Source organism: Streptomyces sp. NPDC056479 (genome assembly GCF_042795335.1).
In the GTDB taxonomy this organism is placed as follows: domain Bacteria; phylum Actinomycetota; class Actinomycetes; order Streptomycetales; family Streptomycetaceae; genus Streptomyces.
In genome coordinates, this window is the sequence record NZ_JBHTRZ010000003.1 from 256,712 (window position 1) to 281,775 (window position 25,064).

Annotated in this window: 21 protein-coding genes and 2 pseudogenes; 10 read left to right on the forward strand and 13 right to left on the reverse strand. The window is 71.6% G+C overall.

All coding sequences use genetic code 11. The annotated features are described in order from the left end of the window. Positions 1-25: 25 nt before the first annotated feature. On the reverse strand, positions 26-376 hold the full coding sequence (locus ACFQ6S_RS12645; RefSeq protein ID WP_383409225.1) for a helix-turn-helix transcriptional regulator: 351 nt from the start codon (positions 374-376) through the stop codon (positions 26-28). Between ACFQ6S_RS12645 and ACFQ6S_RS12650 the strand changes: the two are divergent. After that, positions 372-578, forward strand: a pseudogene (locus ACFQ6S_RS12650) (hypothetical protein); the annotation flags it as partial. The gene ACFQ6S_RS12645 and the pseudogene ACFQ6S_RS12650 sit on opposite strands and share 5 nt — an antisense overlap. Here ACFQ6S_RS12650 and ACFQ6S_RS12655 read toward each other — a convergent pair. Both ACFQ6S_RS12655 and ACFQ6S_RS12660 read right to left on the reverse strand, forming a co-directional pair. Beyond that, a complete protein-coding gene (locus ACFQ6S_RS12655; RefSeq protein WP_383409228.1) occupies positions 547-1,290 on the reverse strand; it encodes a class I SAM-dependent methyltransferase in 744 nt (247 codons plus the stop codon). The pseudogene ACFQ6S_RS12650 and the gene ACFQ6S_RS12655 overlap by 32 nt on opposite strands. A 5-nt stretch (positions 1,291-1,295) precedes the next feature. Continuing rightward, the gene (locus tag ACFQ6S_RS12660) at positions 1,296-1,598 is read right to left on the reverse strand and encodes a 4a-hydroxytetrahydrobiopterin dehydratase (protein ID WP_383407121.1); all 303 of its coding nucleotides are present in this window, start codon (positions 1,596-1,598) and stop codon (positions 1,296-1,298) included. Positions 1,599-1,767: 169 nt separating this feature from the next. Here ACFQ6S_RS12660 and ACFQ6S_RS12665 point away from each other — a divergent pair. Continuing rightward, positions 1,768-2,599, forward strand: a pseudogene (locus ACFQ6S_RS12665) (helix-turn-helix domain-containing protein). Here the strand turns inward: ACFQ6S_RS12665 and ACFQ6S_RS12670 are convergent. Then, positions 2,581-3,006: a hypothetical protein gene (locus tag ACFQ6S_RS12670; RefSeq protein ID WP_383407124.1), complete on the reverse strand. Its 426-nt coding sequence runs from the start codon at positions 3,004-3,006 to the stop codon at positions 2,581-2,583. The pseudogene ACFQ6S_RS12665 and the gene ACFQ6S_RS12670 sit on opposite strands and share 19 nt — an antisense overlap. Before the next feature lie 229 nt (positions 3,007-3,235). Here ACFQ6S_RS12670 and ACFQ6S_RS12675 point away from each other — a divergent pair, with 229 nt between their 5' ends. The 6 genes from ACFQ6S_RS12675 (at position 3,236) to narI (ending at position 11,577) form a co-directional block, all read left to right on the forward strand. Next, complete coding sequence (locus tag ACFQ6S_RS12675; protein ID WP_383407127.1) at positions 3,236-4,099, forward strand: helix-turn-helix domain-containing protein; 864 nt, start codon at positions 3,236-3,238, stop codon at positions 4,097-4,099. A gap of 61 nt (positions 4,100-4,160) precedes the next feature. Continuing rightward, on the forward strand, positions 4,161-4,976 hold the full coding sequence (locus tag ACFQ6S_RS12680; RefSeq protein WP_383407130.1) for an SAM-dependent methyltransferase: 816 nt from the start codon (positions 4,161-4,163) through the stop codon (positions 4,974-4,976). Positions 4,977-5,061: 85 nt separating this feature from the next. Next, positions 5,062-8,754: a nitrate reductase subunit alpha gene (locus ACFQ6S_RS12685; RefSeq protein ID WP_383407132.1), complete on the forward strand. Its 3,693-nt coding sequence runs from the start codon at positions 5,062-5,064 to the stop codon at positions 8,752-8,754. Continuing rightward, on the forward strand, positions 8,754-10,364 hold the full coding sequence (narH, locus tag ACFQ6S_RS12690) for a nitrate reductase subunit beta (protein ID WP_383407135.1): 1,611 nt from the start codon (positions 8,754-8,756) through the stop codon (positions 10,362-10,364). The genes ACFQ6S_RS12685 and narH overlap by 1 nt, the downstream gene beginning before the upstream one ends. Next, complete coding sequence (narJ, locus tag ACFQ6S_RS12695) at positions 10,364-10,858, forward strand: nitrate reductase molybdenum cofactor assembly chaperone (RefSeq protein ID WP_383407138.1); 495 nt, start codon at positions 10,364-10,366, stop codon at positions 10,856-10,858. Before narH ends, narJ begins: the two co-directional genes overlap by 1 nt. Beyond that, entirely contained in the window at positions 10,855-11,577 is a 723-nt protein-coding gene (gene narI / locus ACFQ6S_RS12700; protein ID WP_383407141.1) for a respiratory nitrate reductase subunit gamma, read from the forward strand. The genes narJ and narI overlap by 4 nt, the downstream gene beginning before the upstream one ends. Here narI and dnaK read toward each other — a convergent pair. From dnaK to ACFQ6S_RS12730, 6 genes are all read right to left on the reverse strand, one after another. Next, entirely contained in the window at positions 11,574-13,460 is a 1,887-nt protein-coding gene (gene dnaK / locus ACFQ6S_RS12705; protein ID WP_383407144.1) for a molecular chaperone DnaK, read from the reverse strand. The genes narI and dnaK overlap by 4 nt on opposite strands. A 261-nt stretch (positions 13,461-13,721) precedes the next feature. After that, positions 13,722-14,150 (reverse strand): OsmC family protein, encoded by a 429-nt coding sequence (locus tag ACFQ6S_RS12710; RefSeq protein WP_383407147.1) that lies wholly within the window; start codon positions 14,148-14,150, stop codon positions 13,722-13,724. Positions 14,151-14,215: 65 nt separating this feature from the next. Next, positions 14,216-16,057 carry a hypothetical protein gene (locus ACFQ6S_RS12715; RefSeq protein ID WP_383407150.1) on the reverse strand — a complete coding sequence of 614 codons (1,842 nt, stop codon included), beginning with the start codon at positions 16,055-16,057 and terminating at the stop codon, positions 14,216-14,218. Next, complete coding sequence (locus tag ACFQ6S_RS12720; protein ID WP_383407153.1) at positions 16,054-17,115, reverse strand: ATP-binding protein; 1,062 nt, start codon at positions 17,113-17,115, stop codon at positions 16,054-16,056. The genes ACFQ6S_RS12715 and ACFQ6S_RS12720 overlap by 4 nt, the downstream gene beginning before the upstream one ends. Before the next feature lie 102 nt (positions 17,116-17,217). Further along, positions 17,218-19,242: a phage holin family protein gene (locus tag ACFQ6S_RS12725; protein WP_383407155.1), complete on the reverse strand. Its 2,025-nt coding sequence runs from the start codon at positions 19,240-19,242 to the stop codon at positions 17,218-17,220. Positions 19,243-19,493: 251 nt separating this feature from the next. Next, complete coding sequence (locus ACFQ6S_RS12730; protein WP_383407158.1) at positions 19,494-19,901, reverse strand: hypothetical protein; 408 nt, start codon at positions 19,899-19,901, stop codon at positions 19,494-19,496. Positions 19,902-19,984: 83 nt separating this feature from the next. Between ACFQ6S_RS12730 and ACFQ6S_RS12735 the strand changes: the two genes are divergently transcribed. Together ACFQ6S_RS12735 and ACFQ6S_RS12740 are read left to right on the forward strand one after the other, a co-directional pair. After that, positions 19,985-20,758 carry an MBL fold metallo-hydrolase gene (locus tag ACFQ6S_RS12735; protein ID WP_383407161.1) on the forward strand — a complete coding sequence of 258 codons (774 nt, stop codon included), beginning with the start codon at positions 19,985-19,987 and terminating at the stop codon, positions 20,756-20,758. Next, on the forward strand, positions 20,755-21,375 hold the full coding sequence (locus tag ACFQ6S_RS12740) for a DedA family protein (protein ID WP_383407164.1): 621 nt from the start codon (positions 20,755-20,757) through the stop codon (positions 21,373-21,375). Before ACFQ6S_RS12735 ends, ACFQ6S_RS12740 begins: the two co-directional genes overlap by 4 nt. A gap of 78 nt (positions 21,376-21,453) precedes the next feature. Here the strand turns inward: ACFQ6S_RS12740 and ACFQ6S_RS12745 are convergent, their stop codons facing one another. From ACFQ6S_RS12745 to ACFQ6S_RS12755, 3 genes are all read right to left on the reverse strand, one after another. After that, on the reverse strand, positions 21,454-22,521 hold the full coding sequence (locus ACFQ6S_RS12745) for an MBL fold metallo-hydrolase (protein ID WP_383407167.1): 1,068 nt from the start codon (positions 22,519-22,521) through the stop codon (positions 21,454-21,456). Beyond that, on the reverse strand, positions 22,518-23,765 hold the full coding sequence (locus ACFQ6S_RS12750; protein ID WP_383407170.1) for an aminotransferase class I/II-fold pyridoxal phosphate-dependent enzyme: 1,248 nt from the start codon (positions 23,763-23,765) through the stop codon (positions 22,518-22,520). The genes ACFQ6S_RS12745 and ACFQ6S_RS12750 overlap by 4 nt, the downstream gene beginning before the upstream one ends. A gap of 229 nt (positions 23,766-23,994) precedes the next feature. Beyond that, the gene (locus ACFQ6S_RS12755; RefSeq protein ID WP_383407173.1) at positions 23,995-25,029 is read right to left on the reverse strand and encodes a hypothetical protein; all 1,035 of its coding nucleotides are present in this window, start codon (positions 25,027-25,029) and stop codon (positions 23,995-23,997) included. Positions 25,030-25,064: the final 35 nt, after the last annotated feature.

Below are 25,064 nucleotides of genomic sequence, written 5' to 3' on the forward strand. Positions count from 1 at the left end.
TGAGGGACGGACGGATTCCGAATCCTCAGTGGTCGCCGCGCACCGCGAAGTTGCCGTATTTTGCGGCCGGTTCGGCGGCGGTACGGGCGATCCGCTCGCGCAGCTCCGGTGGCTCCAGCACCTCGACGTCCGTGCCCAGCCGCAGGAACTCGCCGTGCGCGTGGTCGACGGACTCGATGGGGACGGTGGCGTGGATCCAGCCGTCGTCATCGGTACGGCCGCTCGCCGCCACGGCGACGGCCAGCGGCCCGGTGAGCTCGGCTCCCGGTGACAGCCGTACCAACGCCTCCCCGCGGTACAGGCGGTCATGGAAGTCGCGCTGATAGGCCGTCCAGTAGGCGGCCAGGTCGAAGTCGCCGGGGCGTTCGAACCTGATGGGACGTTTCGAGGGGCGGCGCGGCGAGTTCTACGGCGACGACATCCACGACGGCAAGGACGTGCGAGTGCGGTTCTTCTGGTCCGGTGTCTGGGCCGGCACAGCTCGCTGGGAGCAGGCTTTCTCACTGGACGGCGGGGAGACCTGGCTGACCAACTGGGTCATGGACTTCACTCGGGCTTCCGGAACGCCCGCACCGTGAACACCGGGTCCGGCCGGGGACGGTCCTGGTCCGGCAGTGCCGCCAGGCGGGCGGCGAACCCGTCGGCGAGCGCGCCGCCGGGCGGCAGGGTGACGAACCAGCCCCGGCGCAGATCGGCGACGGTCCGGCGGGGACTGCGGCCCTGGCCGTGACCGGTGAAGCGGGCCCCGCCCGCCGGGACCAGGCCGTGGCCGAGGGCGTACGACGCGACGAGGTCCGCCGCGTCGCAGGCCGGGCGGTGCGGGCGGGAGGACATCACGGCGTCGATGTCACTGCCCACGTTGTGGGCGGCGGCCTTGTCGACCGTGGTGACGTAGATACCGCCGGGCCGCAGGACTCGGGCGCATTCGCCGACGATGGTCCGGACGTCCTCGTCCGTCCCGGCCAGGTGCAGCAGCCACACACTGCTGACCGCGTCGAACCGGCCGCCCGGGAAGGGTAATCGGCGGCTGTCGGCGAGCACCACGGCGCCCGGCAGACGCGCGGCGGCCCGCCTGGCCATCGCGGGCGCGAGATCGACGCCGGTCACGGACAGGCCGTCCCGGTCGGCGGCGAACCGTCGCGTGACGATTCCGGTGCCGCAGGCGACGTCGAGCAGGCGTCGCGTCCCGTCCGGCAGGAAGCCCAGCACGGCCTGGGCCGCGGCGGCGGCGCGCGGTTCACCGCCGCGTGAGGCGTCGTACCGCTCTGCTTCCTTGTCGTAGTCCAGCACGCCCGTCACTGGGCCCCGTGCCCCGGGGCGAGCTCCTCGATCCGCCGGGCGAGGGCGAAGTCCCGCTTGGTCACGCCGCCCACGGTGTGTGTGTTCACGGTGAGGGACACGGTGTTGTAGCCCAGGGTGAGATCGGAATGGTGGTCGAGCTCCTCCTGGACCTGGGCGATGTGGACGACCATCGCCGTGGCCGCGAAGTGCGAGGGGAGCCGGTAGGAGCGGGCGATCCGGTCGCCGTCCTGCGACCAGCCCGGCAGCTCCGCGAGCCGGTCCTCGATCTCCTTCTGCGACAGCGGTTCCAGGGGCATGGCCTCGCTCCTTCCAGCGCGGGAGGGTACGTCTTCAGCCTGCCACAGGCCGGGCGCGACGGCCCTGGTCAGACCCGGGCCGAACGGGGTCAAGCGGGGCCATCCGGGTGGAGGAGACGACGTCCTCGGCCCGCTCATTCCCCCGCGCTCCTCGATTACGGTCGTACTCATGACCACTGTCCCGTCCAGTGCCGCCCAGCCCCCCGTCGCCCCCTCCGGCCAGGGCGTCGGCCCGTTGCTGCGGGCCTGGCGTGAGCAACGACGGGTCAGCCAGCTGGAGTTGGCGTTGCGGGCGGACTCCTCGGCGCGGCACGTGAGCTTCATCGAGACGGGCCGCTCCCGGCCGAGCGAGGAGATGGTGCTGCGGCTGGCCGAGCACCTGGAGGTGCCGGTGCGCGAGCGCAACGCGCTGCTGCTGGCCGCCGGCTACGCCCCGCACTACCCGGAGACCCCGCTGGACGACCCGGCGCTGGACGCGCTGCGCGCGGGCATGGAGCAGCTGATCCAGGGCTACGAGCCCTACCCGGCACTCGTGGTCGACGCGATGTACAACGTGCACGCGGCCAATCGGGGCATCCTCATGCTCCTCGACGACATTCCCGAGCACCTGCTGGAGCCCCCGCTCAACGCGATGCGCCTGACCCTGCACCCGGAGGGCCTCGCACCGCGCATCCGCAACCTGCGCGAATGGCGCGGCCATCTCCTCGAGCAGATGCAGCGGCAGATCGCCCTGTACCGCTCCGAGCCGCTGCGTGAGCTGTACGAGGACGTCGCTGCGTACCCGGTGCCGGAGAACGCGCCCGGCGCCGAACCGGCCGAACCCGTCCCGTACTTCGCGCTGCCGATGCAGATCGAGCACGAGGGCCGCGTCCTGTCCTTCATCTCCTCCATCTCCACCTTCAACACGCCCATGGACGTGACGGTCGCCGAGCTGGGCCATCGAGACTCTGCTCCCGGCCGACCCGGCGACGGTCAAGTACCTTCAGTCGCTGCTGCCCTGACGGGCTTTCAGGGCGAAGTGCTGAAGGGCGGCGAACCCGGCGACGACGAGCGCCTGCAGCACGGTCCACACCGAGCCCGCCGTGGTCGGCGACAGCCACAGCGCCAGGGCGAGCAGGCTCAGCACGGCCCAGGCGAGATTGGCCTCGATCACGGCACGCACCGGGAACTCGGCCGGGCGGGCACGGGAGGCGAGCAGCGCGACGGCACCGGCGTACACCGCGAGGAATCCGCCGAGGGCGAGCAGCAGCATGGAGTCGACGCCGAGGAGGCGGCCGAGCGGGCCGGACACCGCCAGATAGGCGAGCGCGTTCGCCCCGGTCACCACGGCGTCCAGGGCCAGAAAGCGGCGGAGCACGGTCTGCGGGTCGGAGGTCCGGGCGAGCGCGGCGAGCGAGGTGGCGGACATGGTGGATCACCCTCCGTCGAGGTCGGGTCGAGGTGTGCCGGGACCCGGATTCCGGAACGGAGTGCGCCGGCCCGGAATCCGGTGACCTCACGGTCTCGCGTCCGGAGCGGACGGTCGATTACCTGCGGGGTAATGGCAACGCCCCCAGGGACGCAGCACCGGTCCCCCACCGTTAACCGGAACATGACACACTGCTCGACGTACTTTCGGCGCGTAGGGGAGGCGTGGCGTGAGTGAGCGGCGACCCGCGCCCACCGTCGGCCAGGTGGTGCTCGGCAAACGCTTGCAGGAGCTCCGGGAAACAGCCGGTCTGGGCCGTGAAGAGGCCGCACGGATCCTGCGCGTCGCCGCGGCGACGATACGGCGGATGGAGACGGCCGAAGTCGCGCTGAAGATCCCGTACGTACAGGTGCTGCTGGAGACGTACGGCGTACCGGAGGACGAGGCGGCGGCGTTCGTCTCGCTGGCCGAGGAGGCCAACCAGCCGGGCTGGTGGCAGCGGTTCCACGACGTGCTGCCGGACTGGTTCAGCCTGTATGTGAGCCTGGAGGGCGCCGCCGGGATCATGCGGTCCTACGAGCCGCACTTCGTGCCAGGACTGCTCCAGACCGAGGAGTACGCCCGTGCCGTCATGCGGGCCGGGACGATCGGTCAGACCGGCCCGGAGACGATCGAGCGGCATGTGTCCCTGCGCATGGAGCGGCAGCGGCTGCTGGAGCGCCCGGATCCGCCCCATCTGTGGGTGATCATGGACGAGACGGTGCTGCGGCGCCCGGTGAGCGGCGGCGGCCGGGTGATGCGCGACCAGGTGGACAAGCTGCTGGAGTACGCCGAGCGCGACCGCGTCACGCTCCAGATCGCCGAGTTCGCCTCCGGCCCGCACCCGGGGACGTACGCGCCCTTCACACTGTTCCGGTTCACCGAGCCGGAACTGCCCGACATGGTCTACACCGAGTACCTCAGCGGCGCCCTGTATCTCGACTCCCGCAAGGAGGTCGCCGCGCATCTGGAGGTCCTGGACCACATGTCGACGGCCGCCGCGTCGGCCGGGCGCACGAAGAAGATCCTGCGGGAGTACCGCGAGAACTGCTGAGGCAGAGGACTGCTGAGGCAGAGCACCGTCCAGGCAATCGACCCCGAGGAGAAGACCCCGCATGACCGGATCCGAGTCCGTGCCCGCCCGCGTCGACACCAGCCGGCCGCATCCGGCCCGGGTCTACGACTGGTGGCTGGGCGGCAAGGACAACTACCCGGTGGACGAGGAGCTGGCCCGGAGGATCCTCGCCGTGGACGGCACGGTGCTGCGCGGGGCGCGCGCGAACCGCCGGTTCATGCACCGGGCCGTGCGCACGGTCGCCGAGGCCGGGATCCGCCAGTTCCTGGACATCGGCACCGGCATCCCCACCGAGCCCAATCTGCACCAGGTCGCGCAGGGCGTCGCCCCCGAGGCCAAGGTCGTGTACGCGGACAACGACCCGATCGTGCTGCGGCACGCGGAGGCCCTGCTGCACGGTTCCGCGGCGGGCGGCACCGACTACGTGCACGCCGACGTGCGGGACGTCGACGCCCTGCTGGGGCGGGCCGGCGAGTCCCTGGACTTCGCCGAGCCGGTCGCGCTGTCGCTGGTCGCGCTGACCCACTATCTGAGTGACGACCCCGCCGGCGACGACGTGTACGGCCTGCTGGAGAGGTACGTCGCCGCGCTGGCCCCCGGCAGCCATCTGATCCTCTCCCAGGTCACCCCGGACCTCAGCCCGGACGCCATCGAGAAGGCGGCCAACCACTTCCGGCGCAGCGGCACCCCGTTCTTCCCCCGCTCGCTCCCCGAGTTCTCCCGCTTCTTCGACGGCCTGGAACTACTCGGCCCCGGCATCATCCCGGTCTACGGCTGGCGCCCGGAGCCGGCGGATGTGGCGTCCCAGACCGAGGGCATCGTGCCCGTGTACGCGGGGGTCGCCCGCAAGGTCTGACCCGTACGGGCGCCGTGAACAGGTGCGCTCCCCCGCCCCGCCCTAGGTTCGTGACCAGGCCCTAGGGGCAAGCAAGGGAGCGCCTGTGACCGACACCCGGATACCGCCCAGCCCGCCCGCCGAGCCGGGCGCGGCACTGCTGAAGGCCGGCAGGTACTTCCGGCCCGGCACGCCCGCGCCCGATCTGCACAGCGTCGCGCTGACCGGCGGGCGGGAAGCGGACGCGTTCTACCGGGACCGGTGGAGCCACGACAAGGTCGTGAACTCGACGCACGGCGTGAACTGCACGGGCTCCTGCCGCTGGAAGGTGTACGTCAAGGACGGCATCATCACCTGGGAGACCCAGCAGACCGACTATCCGAGCGTCGGCCCCGACCGGCCCGAGTACGAGCCCCGCGGCTGCCCGCGGGGCGCCGCGTTCTCCTGGTACACCTACTCCCCCACCCGGGTCCGCTACCCGTACGTCCGCGGGGTGCTCCTCCAGATGTACCGCGAGGCGAAGGAACGCCTCCAGGACCCCGTCCTGGCGTGGGCGGACGTCCAGAACGACCCCGAACGCCGCCGCCGCTACCAGCGGGCCCGCGGCAAGGGCGGCCTGGTGCGGGCGAGTTGGGACGAGGCGGTCGAGATCGTCGCGGCGGCCCACGTCCACACGATCAGGACGTACGGCCCGGACCGCATCGCCGGCTTCTCCCCCATCCCCGCGATGTCGATGGTGTCGCACGCGGCCGGTGCCCGCTTCCACTCCCTCATCGGCGCCCCGATGCTCTCCTTCTACGACTGGTACGCCGACCTGCCCGTCGCCTCCCCGCAGGTCTTCGGCGACCAGACCGACGTACCGGAGTCGGGCGACTGGTGGGACGCGGCGTATCTGATGATGTGGGGCTCGAACGTCCCGGTGACCCGCACGCCCGACGCGCACTGGATGGCGGAGGCCCGCTACCGGGGCCAGAAGGTCGTGGTCGTCGCCCCCGACTACGCCGACAACGCCAAGTTCGCCGACGAGTGGCTGCACCCGCACCCGGGCACGGACGGCGCGCTGGCCCTGGCCATGGGGCACGTCGTCCTCAAGGAGTTCTTCGTCGACCGCGAGACACCGTTCTTCGCCGACTACGTACGGCAGTTCACCGACCTGCCCTTCCTGGTCACCCTGGAGGAGCGGGGTGGCAGCCACGTCCCCGGGAAGTTCCTGCGTGCCTCGGACCTGGGCCAGGAGGACGAGGGCGCCCAGTGGAAGACGGTCGTGCTGGACGAGGTGTCGGGCCGCGCCGTCGCCCCGAACGGTTCCCTCGGCTTTCGCTGGACCGAGTCGGGCAAGGGCCGGTGGAATCTCGAACTGGGCGAGATACGCCCGAAGTTGAGCCTGTACGGCAGTGCGGTCGCCGCCGGTGTCGAGGTGCTTCTGCCCCGCTTCGACACCGAGGGCGGGCCGCACGGACAGGGGCGCGGGGACGTCGTACGGCGTGGTGTGCCGGCGACGAAGCTCGGGGGTACGAACGGGCCGCTGGTGACGACGGTCTTCGATCTGCTGCTGGCGCAGTACGGGGTCGGCCGGCGCGGGCTGCCGGGCCGCTGGCCCACGTCGTACGACGACGCCGACACGCCCGGCACCCCGGCCTGGCAGGAGACGCACACCTCGGTGCCGGCGGCCAAGTGCGTGCGGATCGCGCGGGAGTTCGCCCGGACGGCGGAGCGGTCGAAGGGCCGCTGCATGATCCTGATGGGCGCCGGCACCAACCACTGGTTCCACTCCGAGACGATCTACCGGGCCTTCCTCGCCCTTCTCCAGCTCACCGGCTGCCAGGGCCGCAACGGCGGCGGCTGGGCGCACTACGTGGGCCAGGAGAAGTGCCGTCCGGTGACGGGCTGGGCGACGCTCGCGTCCGCGTCGGACTGGTCGCGCCCGCCGCGCCAGATGATCGGCACGGCGTACTGGTTCCTCAACACCGACCAGTGGCGCTACGACCGGTTCAGCGCCGACGTGCTCGCCTCGCCACTTGGCTCGGGCCGGTTCCGGGGGATGACGGGCGCGGACTGTCTGGCGCTGTCGGCGCGTGTGGGGTGGATGCCGTCGTATCCGACCTTCGACCGCAATCCGCTGGAGCTGGGCGATGTGTTCGGCGACCCGGTGTCGCGGGTGGTGGCCGAACTGCGCACCGGCACCCTGAAGTTCGCCTGCGAGGATCCGGACGCACCGGAGAACTGGCCGCGCATAGTGACGCTGTGGCGGGCCAATCTGCTGGGCTCGTCGGCGAAGGGCGCCGAGTACTTCACCCGGCACCTGCTGGGCACGCACTCCTCGCTGCGGGCCGAGGAGGCTCCCGAGGACGTACGGCCGCGTGAGGTGACCTGGCACGACGAGGCGCCCGAGGGCAAGCTCGATCTGCTGCTGTCGCTGGATTTCCGGCAGACGTCGTCCACACTGCTGTCGGACGTCGTGCTGCCCGCCGCGACCTGGTACGAGAAGCACGACCTGTCCAGCACGGACATGCACCCCTTCGTCCACTCCTTCACCCCGGCCGTGGATCCGCCCTGGCAGGCGCGCACCGACTTCGACACGTTCAAGGCGCTGGCCGAGCGGCTCAGTGAGCTGGCCGTCGGCCATCTCGGCGTACGCAAGGACCTGGTGGCGACCCCGCTCCAGCACGACACCCCGGGCGAGATCGCCCAGCCGGGCGGGACCGTCCTGGACTGGCGGCGCGGGGAGTGCGATCCGGTGCCCGGCAGGACCATGCCGCAGCTGACCGTCGTGGAGCGGGACTACACGGCGATCGGTGCCAAGTTCGCCTCGCTGGGTCCGCTGGCGGAGCAACTCGGGCTGCCCGCCAAGGGCATCATGCTCAGGCCGGACGAGGAGGTCGAGGACCTCCGGCACCTGAACGGCATGACGGGCGACGGGCGCCCCCTGCTGGACACGGCCGTGAAGGCGGCGAACACCATCCTCGCCCTCTCCGGCACCACGAACGGCCGCCTGGCCACCCAGGGCTTTCGCACGCTGGAGGCCCGCACCGGGCAGAAGATGGCGCACCTGGCCGCAGAGCACGAGGGCAAGCGCATCACCTACGCGGACACCCAGGCCGCGCCCGTGCCGGTGATCACCTCGCCGGAGTGGTCGGGCAGCGAGTCCGGCGGACGGCGCTACACCGCCTTCACCCTCAACACCGAGCACCTCAAGCCCTGGCACACCCTCACCGGCCGCCAGCACTTCTTCCTCGACCACGACTGGATCCACGAACTGGGCGAGGCACTCCCCGTCTACCGGCCGCCGCTGGACATGAACCGGCTGTTCGGCGAACCACGGCTCGGCCCGGACGGGCAGCGGGAGGTGACGGTCCGCTTCCTCACCCCGCACAACAAGTGGTCCATCCACTCCGAGTACCAGGACAACCTGTTCATGCTGGCCCTCTCCCGAGGCGGCCAGAACATCTGGATGTCGCCGCAGGACGCGGAAGCGATCGGCGTCGTGGACAACGACTGGGTGGAGGCCGTCAACCGCAACGGCGTGGTGGTCGCCCGAACGGTGGTCTCCCACCGGATGCCGCACGGCACCGTCTACATGCACCACGCGCAGGAACGCACCGTCGCCGTCCCGAAGACGGAGACCACCGGCAAGCGCGGCGGCATCCACAACTCGCTGACCCGGCTGATCCTCAAGCCGTCCCATCTCGTCGGCGGCTACGCCCAGCTCTCCTGGGCGTTCAACTACCTGGGCCCGACGGGCAACCAGCGTGACGAGGTGACGGTGATCCGCCGTCGCAGCCAGGAGGTCGAGTACTGATGCGTCCGATGGCCCAGATCGCGATGGTGATGAACCTCGACAAGTGCATCGGCTGCCACACCTGCTCGGTCACCTGCAAGCAGGCGTGGACCAACCGGCGCGGCATGGAGTACGTCTGGTTCAACAACGTGGAGACCCGCCCCGGCCAGGGCTATCCGCGCCGCTACGAGGACCAGGAACGCTGGCGCGGCGGCTGGGAGCTGAACCGGCGGGGCGCGCTGAAACTGAAGGCGGGCGGGCGGCTGCGCAAACTCGCCGGGATCTTCTCCAACCCCGAACTGCCGGAGATCAAGGACTACTACGAGCCCTGGACGTACGACTACAAGAACCTCACCGACGCACCGCTCGGCGACGACTACCCGGTGGCACAGCCGGTCTCCCAGCTCGACGGCAAGCCGATGAAGATCGAGTGGTCGGCGAACTGGGACGACAACCTCGCCGGCGCCCCCGCCTACGGCGACCTCGACCCGATGGTCGAGCAGGCCCGTGAGCAGGCCTCCGACAAGGTGCGGTTCGAGTTCGAGCAGAGCTTCATGTTCTATCTGCCGCGCATCTGCGAGCACTGCCTCAACCCGTCCTGTGTGGCGTCGTGCCCGTCGGGGGCGATGTACAAGCGGGCGGAGGACGGCATCGTCCTGGTCGACCAGGACCGGTGCCGGGGCTGGCGGATGTGCGTGACGGGATGCCCGTACAAGAAGGTGTACTTCAACCACGCCACCGGCAAGGCCGAGAAGTGCACGATGTGCTATCCGCGCGTCGAGGTGGGTCTGCCGACGGTCTGCTCGGAGACGTGCGTGGGGCGGCTGCGCTACCTCGGGGTGGTGCTGTACGACGCCGACCGGGTGACGGCCGCGGCCTCCGTCCCGCGCGAACGGGACCTGTACGAGGCGCAGTTGGGCATCTTCCTCGACCCCGAGGACCCCGAGGTGCGGCGGGTGTGCCAGGCCGCGGGGATCCCCTACGACTGGCTGGAGGCGGCTCGCCGCTCCCCCGTGCACGCGCTGATCAGCAAGTACCGGGTCGCGCTGCCGCTGCACCCGGAGTACCGGACGATGCCGATGGTCTGGTACATCCCGCCGCTCTCCCCGGTGGTGGACGTGCTGGCGGAGACCGGGCACGACGGCGAGGACGCGGGGAACCTGTTCGGTGCGATCGACAGCCTGCGCATCCCGCTGGAGTACCTGGCGGAGATGTTCACGGCAGGGGCGATCGGCCCGGTCCGCTCCTCGCTCGAGAAGCTCGCCGCGATGCGCTCCCACATGCGGGCGATCAACCTCGGGGAAGAGCCGGATCCCTCGGTGCCGGCCGCGGTGGGCATGGCGGCCGGGGAGATCGAGGCCATGTACCGGCTGCTGGCGATCGCCAAGTACGAGGACCGGTACGTGATTCCGACGGCGGCCGTCGCGGATGCCCGCCGTCTTGAGGAGTCGGCGCTCCCGCAGGGGTGCAGCCTCGACTACGACGGCGGGCCCGGAATGGGCGGGGACGGACCCTTCGGCCAGGACTCCGGCCGCAAGCTGCTGCCGCTGGTGTCGGTGCAGAACTTCCACGCCCTGCGCGGACGGCAGACCTCCGACGACACCGCCGACGTCGACCCCGAGGAGGCCTGATGCCGTCCTTCGAGGTCCTCTACCAGGCGGCCGCGCTCTGCCTGACCTACCCCGACGACGACTTCCGCGCCCGGCTGCCCCTGCTGCGTGAAGCGGCCCCGCAGCTACGGGAGTTCACCGACCACGCGGCGCTCACGCCACCGGAGGAACTGGCCGCGCACTATGTCGAGGTCTTCGACCTCAAGAACCGCCACTGCCTGTATCTGACCTGGTGGCGCGACGGGGACACCCGGCGGCGCGGGATGTCGCTGCTCCGCTTCAAGGACGTCTACCGCGCCCACGGCCTGGAGTTCTCCGGCGAGGAGCTGCCCGACTTCCTCCCCGCGGTACTGGAGTTCGCGGCCCGCACCGGCGACACCGATCTCCTGCTGGACCACCGGGACTGCCTGGAGCAGCTGCGCTCCCGGCTCACCGATTTCGGCACACCGTACGCGTCCGTCCTGGACGCCGTGTGCGCCGCACTGCCGACCGCACACCCGGGGATGCGCCCATGACCACACTGCTCTGGGGCGTCCTGCCCTATGTCACCTTCGCCCTGCTCGTCGCCGGCCTGGTCTGGCGCCACCGCTACGACCGCTTCGGCTGGACCACACGCTCCTCCCAGGTCTACGAGTCGAGGCTGCTGAACATCGCCTCGCCCGCCTTCCACTACGGCATCCTGTTCGTGCTGGTCGGCCATCTGGTGGGCCTGTTCGTCCCGGAGTCCTGGACGGACTCGCTCGGCGTCGGCGAGCACACGTACCACCTGTTCTCCCTCTACGGCGGTACGGCGGCCGGGGTGCTGACGGTCGCCGGGATCGTCCTGCTGGTCTACCGCCGCCGCACCAGCGCACCGGTGTTCCGGGCGACCACGGCCAACGACAAGGTCATGTACGTCGTACTGCTCGGCGCGATCGTGCTCGGCATGGCCGCCAAGCTGACGCACGCCTCCGGCGACGGCTACAACTACCGCCAGTCCATCGCCCCGTGGGCCCGCAGCCTGTTCACCCTCCAGCCCGACCTCGACCGGATGGCGGGCGTGCCGGTGCTGTACCAGATCCACGCGGTGGTCGGCATGGCGCTGATCGCGCTGGTGCCGTACACCCGGCTGGTGCACATGTTCAGCGCGCCGGTGCAGTACCTGTTCCGGCCGTACCTGGTGTACCGCAGCCGCGACCCCGAGCAGCTGGGGCCGCGGCCGGAGAGGCGCGGCTGGGAGAAGGCTGACTCCTAGGCCGCCCCGCCCTTCTGGTCCCTCTGGTCCTTCTCGTCGTCGACGATCTCGGCGTCGACCACGTCGTCGTCCTGTGCCGCGCCCTGCTCAGTGCCGGTGCCTGACTCTGCCGAGCCGTCCGACGGTGCCTGCTGGGACTGGGCGTACATGGCCTGGCCCATCTGCTGGCTGACGGTGGCGAGTTTCTCGATGCCGGTGCGCAGGGCGTTCGTCTCGGCGTTCTGCTCGAGCTGCTGCTTGAGGTCCGTGATCGCCGACTCGACCTCGGCCCTGGTGTCCGCCGGGACCTTGTCCTCGTTGTCGCGGACGAACTTCTCGGTCTGGTAGACGAGCTGCTCGGCCTGGTTGCGGGTCTCCGCCGCCTCGCGGCGCTTGTGGTCCTCCTCGGCGTACTGCTCGGCCTCCCGCATCATGCGGTCGATGTCGTCCTTCGGCAGGGCCGAGCCGCCCGTCACCGTCATCTTCTGCTCGCGGCCGGTCGCCAGGTCCTTCGCGGAGACGTGCATGATCCCGTTGGCGTCGATGTCAAAGGCGACCTCGATCTGCGGGACGCCGCGCGGTGCCGGGGGCAGACCGGTCAGGTCGAAGACGCCCAGCTTCTTGTTGTACGCTGCGATCTCGCGTTCGCCCTGGTAGACCTGGATGCCGACCGAGGGCTGATTGTCGGCGGCCGTAGTGAAGATCTCCGAACGCCGGGTGGGGATCGTCGTGTTGCGTTCGATGAGCTTGGTCATGATGCCGCCCTTGGTCTCGATGCCGAGGGACAGCGGTGTGACGTCGAGCAGCAGGACGTCCTTGACGTCGCCGCGGATGACGCCGGCCTGGAGGGCCGCGCCCACGGCCACGACCTCGTCGGGGTTGACGCCCTTGTGCGGGTCCTTGCCGGTGAGTTCCTTCACCAGGTCGGTGACGGCGGGCATCCGGGTGGAGCCGCCGACGAGGATGACGTGGTCGACCGCGGAGAGCTTGATGCCGGCGTCCTTGACGGCCTGGTGGAAGGGGGTCTTGCAGCGGTCGAGGAGGTCGGCGGTGAGCTCCTGGAACTGGGCGCGGGTCAGCTTCTCGTCGAGGTGGAGGGGGCCCTCGGCGGAGGCGGTGATGTAAGGCAGGTTGATCGTCGTCTCGGAGGAGCTGGACAGCTCGATCTTGGCCTTCTCGGCGCCCTCGCGCAGCCTCTGCAGCGCCATCTTGTCGTTGCCGAGGTCGATGCCGTTCTGCCCCTTGAACTTCTTCACCAGGTACTCGACGATCCGCTGGTCCCAGTCGTCGCCGCCCAGGTGTGTGTCGCCGTTGGTGGCCTTGACCTCGATGACACCGTCACCGATCTCCAGCAGCGAGACGTCGAAGGTGCCGCCGCCCAGGTCGAAGACGAGCACCGTCTGCTCCTCGCCCCGGTCCAGACCGTAGGCGAGGGCGGCGGCCGTGGGTTCGTTGATGATCCTGAGGACCTTCAGGCCCGCGATCTCGCCGGCCTCCTTGGTGGCCTGCCGCTGGGCGTCGTCGAAGTAGGCGGGGACGGTGATCACCGCGTCGGTGACGTCCTCGCCGAGATAGGACTCGGCGTCCCGCTTCAGCTTCTGCAGGACCCGGGCGGACAGCTCCTGTGCCCGGTAGCGGGTGCCGTCGATGTCGCCCTGGTCGGGAAACCGCCAGTTCCCATCGCCCATGTACCGCTTCACGGAGCGGGCGGTGCGGTCCACGTTCGTCACCGCCTGCCGTTTGGCCACCTCCCCCACGAGCACCTCGCCGTTCTTGGCGAAGGCCACGACCGACGGGGTGGTCCTGGCCCCCTCCGCATTGGCGACGACAGTGGGTTCGCCGCCCTCCAGGACGGCGACCACCGAGTTCGTGGTCCCGAGATCGATCCCGACCGCGCGTGCCATCGTTGTCCCCTTCCGCCAGGGCACCTCTTGAACTACAGCACAAAACTTGAGTGGGCTCTTGTCAATGGGACGGGTGACCGAGGGGACGGGCACCAAACGGCCCTGAGCGCTCGCTCAGGGTTCGGGGGGCCGGCCCGAAGGGCCGCCCCCCGAGGGGCGCGGGGCTGTATCGATATGCGGCTCCGCCGCGTGTGCGCGACCGGCCGCCGCGGCGCCGCGGACGCCGGACGACCGAACCGCGGCACCCCCGTAGGCGACCCGCTAGGCCAACTTCGCCGACAGCGTGATCGTCGTGCCCGTCAGCGCCTGACTGACCGGACAGTTCTTCTTGGCGTCCTCCGCGGCAGCGACAAACGCGTCGCTGTCGATACCGGGAACCGTCCCCTCCACCGTGAGGTGAATCCCGGTGATCCCCTCACCCGGCTGGAAATTCACGTCGGCCGAGGTGACGAGCTTGGTGGGCGGGGTGCCGGCGCCGTTCAGGGCGTGCGAGAGCGCCATGGAGAAGCAGCTGGAGTGCGCGGCGGCGATCAGCTCCTCCGGGCTGGTCTTGCCGTTCGCGTCCTGGGAGCGCGAGGCCCACGTGACCGGCTGCGCGGCGATGGCACCGGAAGAGTCGAAGTTGACGACACCGTTGCCCTCGAGCAGGTTGCCTTCCCAGACGGTGTGTGCGGAGCGCGTGGTAGCCACGGTTCTTCCTTTCGCGTGGGGGCCCGTTTGCTGGGGTCCGTGCCTCCATCCGATCACACTCCGGCTCAACTCACCCGGAAGACCGGCCCACGCGGGGTGAACGGCAGACGACGGCCCGGGGGAATCAGATACGCGTGCTCGCGCCGCACCCGCAGAACGTCGCACCAGCCGTCCGTGATGACGAGCACGGGCGCGCCCGGCGGGAAGTCGTCCGCGCGCTGCAGCAGGTCGATCCCGGGCTGCAGGACCGTACCGCCACGGCCGCGCACCCGCACCCGCCCCGCGATGTCCGTCACCGGCACATACCCGGCGTCGTACGGACCCGCGTCGCAGAACACCACCCGCGCTGCCGGTACGTCCCGCGCCTCGGCGTACGAGGCGATCGCGCCGAGCGCCTTGCCGAGCATGCCGGCGCCCATGGAGCCGGAGGTGTCCAGGACCACGCCGAAGGTGCAGCGGGCGATCTCCTCGGGCGGGAAGTAGCGGCCGGCGCGCGGAATGTCGGGCGTCGACGCCTGGCGGCGCGCGGGACGTGCGTACGTCCGCACCGGTTCCGGACGCGGCACGAACTCGTCGAACCAGCGGGCCAGTCGGGCGTCCCAGGGCAGCGGCGGATGGCTGAGCGCGCGGATCTCCTGGACCAGGTCGCCGGGCAGGAAGCCGCGCTCCTGCTGCTGGTGCAGGTCGAGGCCCTGGCTGAGGCCCCGGCGGTAGAACTCGTCGAGGTCGACACAGTCGCCGGGCGGGCCGAGCGGGGCACCCAGTACGTCACCGACGCCCTTGCCGCGCAGGGTGGCCAGCCGGCGCATCCGGCGCAGGTCGCCGGTGATCCGGTCGTAGACCTCCTCGGCGGACAGGCCGGTGAACTGGGCGTCGTACAGCAGTCCCTGGGGCATCTCCCCGACCTGCATCTCGCGCAGCCAGCCGTTGATGACGTAGTCGCAGGCGACGTTGAACAGATAGGGGTCGCGTGGACCGCAGCGGTCACCGTGGCGCAGGGCGGCGTGCAGCATCTCGTGGGCGAGGATGAACCGCCATTCCTCGGCCTCGAAGTGACGCAGCGGGTTGATGTAGATCTCGCCGGCCTCGGTGTTGACGGCGGCGACGGCGATGCCGTGGGCGCGGGCCAGTTCGGCGTCGGCGACCAGCTTGATGCCGGCCGCGATGCCGCCGAGCAGCGGGTAGGAGGTGATGAACCATTCAAGGGCCCACTGCCAGGGCCGCTTCTTGACCGGTTCGCCGAGCATGGAGTCGCGCCGGCCGCCCGCCATGTCCATCGCGGTGGACACGGTCCGGGTCAGCGCGGTCGCGAAAGCCAGCTGATGGTCCGGGGGCGAGCCGAGCCAGCCCATCCACTCCACGAGCAGCAGGTCGGGCTCCGCCCCCGCGGTGCCGCAGCGCTCGTACGCGGCCGGGACGCCGTCGCGCCGCCAGTGGGCGGCGAGCTGTTCCTCGTCGCCGTCCGGGTAGGTCAGGGGCAGGTGGTCGGGGGCCGTGCCGACCGGGAAGGTGAGCAGGAAGCGGTTGACGACGACGCAGCGGGCGGCGAGTTCGGCGCGGTCGGGCTGTACGGGCGTGCCCTTCCGGGAAGGGACGTGGCCGAAGCCCAGGTGCAGGACGGCGTGCGCGATGGCCCAGGCCCAGGTGGCGGGTTCGGCGGTGGGGGTGCCCCCGCGCGAGTCAGTTCGAGCGTGGCGGAGGTCGGGGTGAACGTGCAAATCGCCCTGGGAGTCGACGAGGACGAGTCCGTCGCGGGGTGCCCGTTCGCACTTCTCCTGTCGGCAGACATCGAACTCGACGGCGGCGAGCGCGGGGTTGGCCCGCACCAGCCGCATGCCCTCGGCGAACGCCTCCGCCGCGAGGTCCCGCTTCTTCTTCCCCTTGCCCTTGTCGGAAGTGCGGCTCATCGCCGCGCCTCCACCAGCCGGGGCATGTCCCGCGCGGCCTCCACCAGGAACCAGGACGGCAGCACCGGGTTGCCGTCGGCATCGGAGGCGATGACGCTCTGGGCGACCTCGACGGAGATCTCGGCGAGCTGCACCAGCAGCGACTTCGCGCGGTACGCGGTCTGGCGGCCGGTCGCGGACATGTGGTCCTTGCTGACCGGCAGCTCCTTGATGAGACGGCCACGGAAGGACTCGGCGAGGTAGTAGAGCAGGTCGCGGTCCTGCATGCGGTGCGGCCAGCGGGCGTCGCCCTTGACGATGGCCTCGATGCCGTACTGGCTGCGCACGATCTTGACGTAGCCGCAGAACGCGGTGGCATGCGTCGGCGTCAGCGTGCCGTGCGCGACGACCTTCAGCGTCTCCTCGTCGAGGTCCCGGCCGAAGGAGTGCAGCGCGTCGGACAGCATGTGCCAGGAGCGGGGTGTGGAGAACGGCTCCTCGGTCTTCGGCGGCTTGGACCACAGGTGGTCGGGCCGGTCGGTGAGGTGGTCCAGGATCCACGGGTGGATGCCGTTGCTCGCGGCCCAGGTCAGCCAGTCCGTGGCGGACGCCTCCAGATGGACGTGGGTGAGGCGGTTGACGAGGGCGGAGGCGATGGGCCGGGCGAGCGCGTTGTCGGTGGCCCGGTTCCCGGCGCCGATGACGATGGAACCCTTGGGCAGCTCGTAGTTGCCGATCCGGCGGTCCAGGATCAGCGAGTAGAACGCCTTCTGCACATCCGGCGTGGCAGCGTTGAGCTCGTCCAGGAACAGGCAGTACGGCTCGTCGCGGGCGATCGCCTCCGGCGGGCAGAACACCGAGCGCCCGTCCCGGATCTGCGGCACGCCGATCAGGTCCTCCGGCGCGAGCTGGGTGCCGAGCAGACTCACGCACTCCAGGCCCAGCGACTCGGCGAAGTTCCTGACGAGGGAGGACTTTCCGATGCCGGGGGCGCCCCAGATGAAGACCGGCCGCACGGTGGCGAGGCCGAGAAGCAGGTCGGGTATACGGGCGGGCGTGACAGTAACGGCTGCCTGCAAGGCAGGGGCTCCCCTCTTTGCGCCTGAACCGGCGCCGCTCTCGCGGATGTGGTTGCTCGCCATCGAGGTTCTCAATTGATGGTTGCGGCCGTCATCCGATTATCAGGCCGCCCGCTCCTCCGGCTTCGCCTCCACCGGCACCTGCGGGCCGCTCACCTCCCGCAGCCAGCGGCGCAGTACGCGGTGGACGTGCTCGGCACCCACGAGGTCCTCCCCGTCGCCGGCCGGCGCGGAGAAGGCGAGCGGCGACAGCAGGAACGGCTTGCCCTGCGCCCCGCCTAGTCCGCCATGCGACCCGATCTGCTCCTCGAAGGCGAGGACCTCTCCGTCGGCCTCGTCGTAGGCGGAGTTGACCATGATGTCGGCGGCGTTCGGGAAGGAGTGCGTACGGCGCACCGCGTCGGCGGCGCCCGGCCCGAAGGCCTCCAACGGGCCAGGCTTGTCGTCGAGTTGGTCCAGCGCTGTCTCGGCGCCGTGCGCGCCTAGCACGACCCCGCCGTGCTCCTCGCTGCGGACGAGCAGAAAGCCGACGCCGGGATGGTTGGCGAGGGTGGTGAGCAGCGCCGGGTGGCGGGCGTCGATCTCCTCCCTGGTCATCCGGTGCGGCACATCCGGGAAGGAGACCAGACCGAGGTTGCCCGAGGCCAGCACGATCGGCTCGGAGCGGCGGCGCGCGAGGCGGTGTTGCTCGCTGCCCTCCTCCACGGGCCGGCGCAGCGCCGCGCGCACCGCCGCGCGGGCCTCGGCGCCACTGTGCGTGCGCTGCGCCTTGCGCGGCACGGGCAGCCCGCAGCCGGCCCGCACCAGGTCGCCCAGGCCGAGGCCGTAGCGCGACCGGAAGGTCTCGCCGGGGCTCTGGCCGTGGTCCGACAGCACGACGATCCGGTACGGCCGTGGCGCGTGCTCGGCGACGTTCTCGATCAACGCCAGTGCCCTGTCCAGGCGTTCGAGGACCTTCTCGGCGTCGCGGCCGCCCGGCCCGGAGTGGTGTGCCACCTCGTCGTACGCCACGAGGTCGGCGTAGACGGCGGTGCGTCCGGCGAGCATGTCGCCCATCACCGCGGCGACGACGACATCCCGTTCGACGACGGTCGCGAAGGCGCGGACCAGCGGGTAGAGGCCGCCGCGGCCGACTCTCGGCCGGACCTTGCGCGCGCGGGCCCGAGTGGACTGGCCGATCTCACGGCCGACCTCGGCGATGAAGGACAGGGCGGTGCGCACCGCGTTGGCCGGGTCGGAGAAGTAGGCGAAGTAGCCCGCGCGGGAGCGGTTGCGGCGCCCGCGCCGTCGGGTGGCGATGGACAGCACGAGGGCCTGTTCGTCGGCGCCGCCGCTGAAGAGGTTGCCGCGGCTGGCGCCGTCGGCGGTGAGCAGTCCGCCGTCGCCGGTGCGGTCGATGGCGCGGCGTTGCAGTTCGGCGGCGCTGGTGGGGCGGTTGCAGACCATGACCTCGTGGCCGGCCTTCTCGTACCAGCGGAAGGCGGGGACGTCGTGGTTGCTGCCGTGCAGGATGCCGAGCTGGCTGGCGCCGGTCTGGCTGGACCAGTCGGTGCGCCAGGGGCTGAGCCGGTGGGTGGGGCGAATGCCGTCGCCCTCCCCCAGCCACCGGGCGACGGTGGGCATCAGGCCCTTGCCGACCGCGGTGCGCAGCACGTCGTGGCCGACGCCGTCGAGCTGCATGAAGACCGTGCCGGGGCTGGACGGGCCGGGTGGCAGGGCCCTGCGGCGGCGGTCGGCGAGGCGGTACAGCCTGCGGCGGTAGGCGTCGTCGTCCCGTACGGCGAGGGCGGCGCCGGTGGCGGAGGCGACGGCGGACATCACCGCGGCGACGATGACGGCGGTCTCGGGGGCGGCCTCGCTGTCTCCGGAGGGGACCAGGCGCAGGGCGACGATGAGCAGCGAGCCGTTCAGGAAGAACACCAGCAGGCCGAGCACCAGCGCGGGGACGAGGAGCAGAAGCCGTACGAGGAGGGGCCAGACGAGCGCGGAGAGCAGACCGAAGGCGCCGGCTCCGAGGGCCGCGGTGATGGCGAGCCGGGTGGCGCTGTCGTCGTCCGCCGACTGCAGCTGGAAGTCCGGGAGGAGCCCGGCGAGCACGAGCATGGTGACGGTACAGACGGCCCACACGGCGATGCTCCGCCCGACCTGACTGGCAACCCGCCGCCAACGCCCACGCACGTCCCAGCCCACCTCACGTCCCGAAACGGGCCTTTACGCCCCCAGCCTGACACAACGCCCCTTCGACCCCGCCGGTTCCCCTTGTCACCCACGATCCGGTAGCGCGCCAAAGGGGCGCGGGGAAACTGCGCGACCAGCCACAACGGCGCGGCAGACGAAAACCCACCCTCCCGCCCCCCACCCAGCGGAGCGCCTTGCGTCTAGCGACCGTCGTACCCCGCCGTCGGCATGGACAGCCTCCGGTGCACCCGTGCCTTCATCTGCGCGTCGTACAACGGCTCCGCGCGCCCCACCGTCTCCACCCGCACCCCGCGCCGAGCGCACTCCGCGGTGAACTCCTCGACCGACGACAGCGCGCTCTCCAGCACTCTGCGACTGGGCGCGACGAACAGGTCGAGGCCGGGCCGGACGCCCTCCCACAGGACGCTGTGGTCCGCCCGCAGCGCCCGTACGAGAAGCTCGCGCGCGACGACGTACCCGTGCTCGGCGGCCCAGCGCGCGCACATGGCGTGCTGGCTGCGGGAGTCCACCAGGAAGGGGTCGGCGTCCAGCTCTTCGAGCGGCGTCAGACTGGCGATCGCCGTGACGCGCACAATGGATGACCCCATGGCGTCCCCCTCACCTCCGGGTTTCGCCGCCGACCCTACTCCAGCCCGTACGCTTCGGGGAGTCGCGCGAAGGAGGCAAAGAGGTGCCGGTGGAGATCACCTGGTGGGGTCACGCCACCTGCACGGTCGAGGATTCGAACGTGCGCGTTCTCACCGACCCTCTGTTCGCACGCCGGCTCGCACACCTGCGCCGCCGCCGGGGCGCATTGCCCGCAGCCGACGCCCGGCGCGCGGACATCGCCGCGGTCTCCCACCTCCACGCCGACCACCTGCACGTTCCGTCTCTGGCCGGGCTGCCCCGGGGCACCCGCCTGCTCGTGCCCCGGGGCGCGCCCCGGGGCGTGCCGGGCCTGCGCCGGCTCACGCATCTCCAGGTGACGGAGATGGCGCCGGGGGACGTGACGACGGTGGGCGACGTGGCCGTACGCGCCGTGCCCGCGCGGCACGACGGACGGCGGCTGCCGATCGGGCGGCACCGCTCCCCCGCCCTCGGCTATGTCATCGAGGGCGAGGCACGCACGTACTTCGCCGGGGACACCGGGCTGTTCGACGGCATGGCGAAGGAGGTCGGCCCGGTGGACGTGGCCCTGCTGCCGGTGGGCGGCTGGGGACCGTATCTCGGGGAGGGCCATCTCGATGCCGGGCGGGCCGCGGAGGCGCTGGCCCGGCTCGCGCCGCGCAGCGCCGTGCCGGTGCACTACGGCACGTACTGGCCGATCGGCATGGACGGTGTGCGCCCGCATGAATTCCATGCGCCGGGCGATGAGTTCGCGCGGCTCGCTGCCGAGCGCACGCCAGGCGTATCGGTGCATCGGCTCGCGCACGGGCAGAGCGTGCGCCTGGAGGTGGCCCGGTGACGATACTGGCCGCCACCACGTCGGTGGTGCCGGTCGAGTCCACACAGCAGGCGATCGGCTATCCGTCGCTGTTCCTGCTGGTGCTGATCGGTGCGCTGGTGCCGATCGTGCCGACGGGGGCGCTGGTGAGTTCGGCGGCGGTGGTGGCGTTCCACCAGACCGCCCCGTTCGCGCTGGCGCTGGTCTTCGTGACGGCGTCGGCGGCGGCGTTCCTGGGCGACATCACGCTGTACTGGCTGGGTCGGCGCGGCATGGGCTCGAAGAACGGCTCGCGCTGGCTGGAGGCGATCCGCTCGCACGCGCCGGAGGAGCGGCTCACACAGGCGCAGGGAAAGCTCGCGGACCACGGGGTGGCGGTGCTGGTGCTGTCCCGGCTGGTGCCGGCGGGGCGGCTGCCGGTGATGCTGGCGTGTCTGCTGGCGGAGTGGCCGATGCGGCGGTTTGCCCGTGGCAACTTTCCGGCGTGCCTGGCCTGGGCGGTGACGTATCAGTTGATCGGGATCCTGGGCGGGTCGTTGTTCGACGAGCCTTGGGAGGGGGTTGTCGCGGCGATCGTGCTGACCGTGCTGATCAGCGCGGTGCCGAGTGTCTGGAAGCGGATGCGATCTGCCAAGTGAGGTTTCGTCGCGGGCTGCGGGGCCGCGGTGGCTGATCACGCAGTTCCCCGCGCCCTGAGGGCGTCCCCTGAGCGTCGGCTACTTCAAGACCCGTGACCCTCCCACCGGCAGATCCCACAGGTCCTCCCGGTCCAGCCCCGCCTTCTCCCACGCCGCTCGCACGCGCGTGAGGGGCTCCAGGACCGGCTCCGCCGACAGCACGAACGTGGCCCAGTGCATCGGCGCCATCCTCCGCGCCCCCAGATCTTCAGCCGCCCGCACCGCCTCCTCCGGATCGCAGTGGACGTCGCTGAGCCACCAGCGGGGGTCGTAGGCGCCGATGGGGAGCAGGGCGAGGTCGATGCCGGGGTAGCGCTCGCCGATGCGGGCGAACCAGTGGCCGTAGCCGGTGTCGCCGGCGAAGTACACGCGCTGTCCGTCGGGGGCGGTGAGCACCCATCCGCCCCACAGGCTGCGGCAGGTGTCGAGGAGGGTGCGCTTGGACCAGTGGTGGGCGGGCACGAAGTCGAAGCGGACACCGGACAGTTCGGCCGCCTCCCACCAGTCCAGCTCGGTGACCTGGGTGAACCTGCGGCGGCGGAACCAGGGGGCGAGACCGGCCGGCACGAAGACGGGGGTGTCGCGCGGGAGTCGACGCAGGGTGGGGGCGTCCAGGTGGTCGTAGTGGTTGTGGCTGATGACGACCGCGTCTACGCGGGGCAGGGCGCTCCAGGCGACGCCGACGGGGGTGATGCGGGCCGGGGTGCCGAGGATGCGGCGCGACCAGACCGGGTCGGTGAGGACGGTCAGCCCGCCGATCCGGACGACCCAACTGGCGTGCCCCGCCCAGGAGACGGCGACCGTGCGCGCGTCCACGCGGGGCAGCGGGCCCGGTTCGAAGGGCAGCCGGGGAATGTCGGCCAGGCCGTCCCGGCCCGGGCGTACAGCGCCCTCGCGCGCGAAGCGGGCGAGGGCCTTCATGCCGGGCAGCGGGGCGGTGAGGCGGTCGTGGAAGGTACGCGGCCACACCCGGCGTTCGCCCAGCGGGCGGGGTGCGGCGAGCGGCGGGATCGGGGGCGCGAAGGGCGACAGGTCCGCCGGGGCGTCGGCTTCCGGGGTGGGCGTACGCGGTGTTGTCGACGTGGCTGACTCGGACTGCTGCGTCATCGAGGAGGCTCCCATCGCTGAGCGTCGTCACGGAGATCGTCGAAGACCGACTTCAAATGGATCAACGCGCGTTGCACATGTGGTAGTTCCAGCGGCGCGGGTGAACTGAGGCATTCCGCGCGCTCCTCGTCGGTGCCCGCCAGCAGCGGTCCGGTGGACAGCCGCACGCGCAACGCGGCCAGGTCGTCGCCGAAGCGGTGCCCGCCCGGCGCGGGCATGCCGAGCCGGGCGGCGAGGAAGTCCTCCAGGTCCTGTGCGTCCCCCACTCCGTGCGAGGACAGCCCGGCGCGCAGCGGACCGAGGTCGATGTAGAGGTGCCGCCCGGCCTGCGGGGGCCGCGCGAGGGCGCCCGCCCCGGCGGCGGCGGCGTGCGCGGCGGCGGCCAGGCGCCCGTGCAGGCGTACGGCGGCCTCGACCCGCGCGGTGACCGGGTCGGGCTCCGCGAGCGCGTACCCGGCCGCGAGGGCGACCGGACCCGCGACGCCGGCGCCCAGCGCGGTCAGCACGTCGAGCACGCGCGCGTGCAGGCCGTTCCCGGCGTCGTGCGCGGGGAACCGGGCGACCGCGGCCGGCCATCCCGGCGGGAGGTGGGCGCCGGCCAGGTCGGTGACCACGGTGACCTGCTCGGGCAGCATCTCGGCGGGACTGACCAGCACGGTGTCGTGCGGGGCGTGCACGGTGTCGCGCCAGGTCTCGTCGCTGACCAGGTGCAGTCCCTCACCGGTCGCGGCCTCCACGGTCTCGTGCAGCACCTCGGGCGGGGCCACGGTGGCGGTGGGGTCGTCGGCGACGGACAGCACGAGCAGCCGGGGGTCACCGCCCTCGGCACGGACCCTCCGGACGGTCTCCAGAAGGGCGTACGGATCCGGGACACCCCCGCACTCGGCCGGGGTCGCCACATGGAAGACGGGCCGGCCCAGGAGGCGGGCGTACGGCGCCCACCAGGCCGCGCAGGGCCGCGGCACCAAAACGTCGCCACCGAGGGCGAAGGTCAGCCCGAGCAGCAGGGCGGGGGCGCCGGGGCCGGCCACCGCCTGTTCGGGCTCGGTCGGCAGTCCGCGCCGGGCCCAGTAGCCGCACGCCGCCTCGAGCAGGGCGGTGCCGCCACCCACCGGCTCGCTCTCGGCCCGGCCCGCGGCCGCGGCGAGCACGGCCGCGAGCTCGGGCAGCACGGGCAGTCCGTCGTCGGGGAGCGGCGGCCCGAAACGGACGGGGCCATGGCCTTCGGGATCCGTCCGCCGCATCCGTGCCTCCGCTGTGCCTGGTGCCGTGGTGGTTCGTGGTTCGTCGTCCGGTGTTCCGCCGCTCCGTGGCTGTCGTTCCGTGGCTGTCGTTCCGAGACGGGCGCTCTGGGATTGCTACGGCGAGGGGGCCACACGGTGCGTCGGGTACCCCGGCGCTCTGCGTACCCATCGTGACGCAACTCCATGGGCGCCCGCCGGGCTTGCGCCCGTCACAGGCGCCCCGCACGGATCAGTCCTCCACGTTGGGCGTCCTACGCCTCAGCCGGTACACCGCACCGCCGAACGCGCCCGCGATGAAGAGGCCGCCGGCGACCAGTGCGGGGACGGAGTCGGTGAAGGCACCGCCCGTGCCGGCCTGCACACCGTGCTGGTGGGCCGCGCCGTCGCAGTCCTCCGAGTGGGACCCGCCGTTGCCGGATCCGGGCCCGCTCCCGTACCAGTAGGGCTGGGTGGCGTCCGCGTCGGGTTCGGCCTGCTCTGCTTCGGTCGTGCCGAGGTCGGGCTCGGTCTCGTCGGCTTCGGCAGCGCCTTCGGTTTCGGCTCCCGTTTCGGATTCGGTCGTATTCCAGTCGGACTCGGTCTTGTCGCCTTCGGACTTGCCCGATTGAGGCTTGGACTTGTCGGATTCCGTCCAGTCCGACTGGGGCTCGGCGCAGGTGCGGCCGCCTCCTTGCGTACGGCCCCCGCCGCCCTCGGTACCGCCCGTGCCGCCCCCGGTCCAGCCCCCGCCACCACCGCTGCCGCCCTGACCGCCGCCGACGTCGCCCGTGCCGCCGTCCGCGCCGACCTCGCTGCCGCCCTTGCCCCCGCCTGAGCCGCCCTCGTCGCCGCCGCTCTCAGTGGCCACCGTGAACTTCGCGCTCCACTCCTTGCCCTCCTTGCCCTTGCCGCCGGCCGCCGGGCAGGTCCCGTCGACCGTCCACTCGGACTCCGGGCCGGCCGCGTCCGGATCACCCTCGAAGTTCTCGGCCGGGGGAACGCGGGCGCTGCCGCTGTAGGCGGGCCCCGCGGCCTTCTCGTCGTTGCCGGAGACCCGCTTCAGTTCGACGATGCCGTCCTCGAACGCCTGTGAGACGGCCTCGATGGTGGCGGGCGCGGACCCGTCGACGGGCTCGCAGGAGACCGAGACGGTGACACTGCCGCCCGGCGCGACGCTGCCCGGGCTGACCTCCGCGGCCGGGTCCGCGGAGGCGGCCGAGGCTGTGGTGCCCAGGACGGCACCGGCCAGAGCGGCGACGGACAGGGCACGGACGGTGCGGCTCATGGGGCGAGCTCCTTCGGCCGACGACTGCGGGGGAA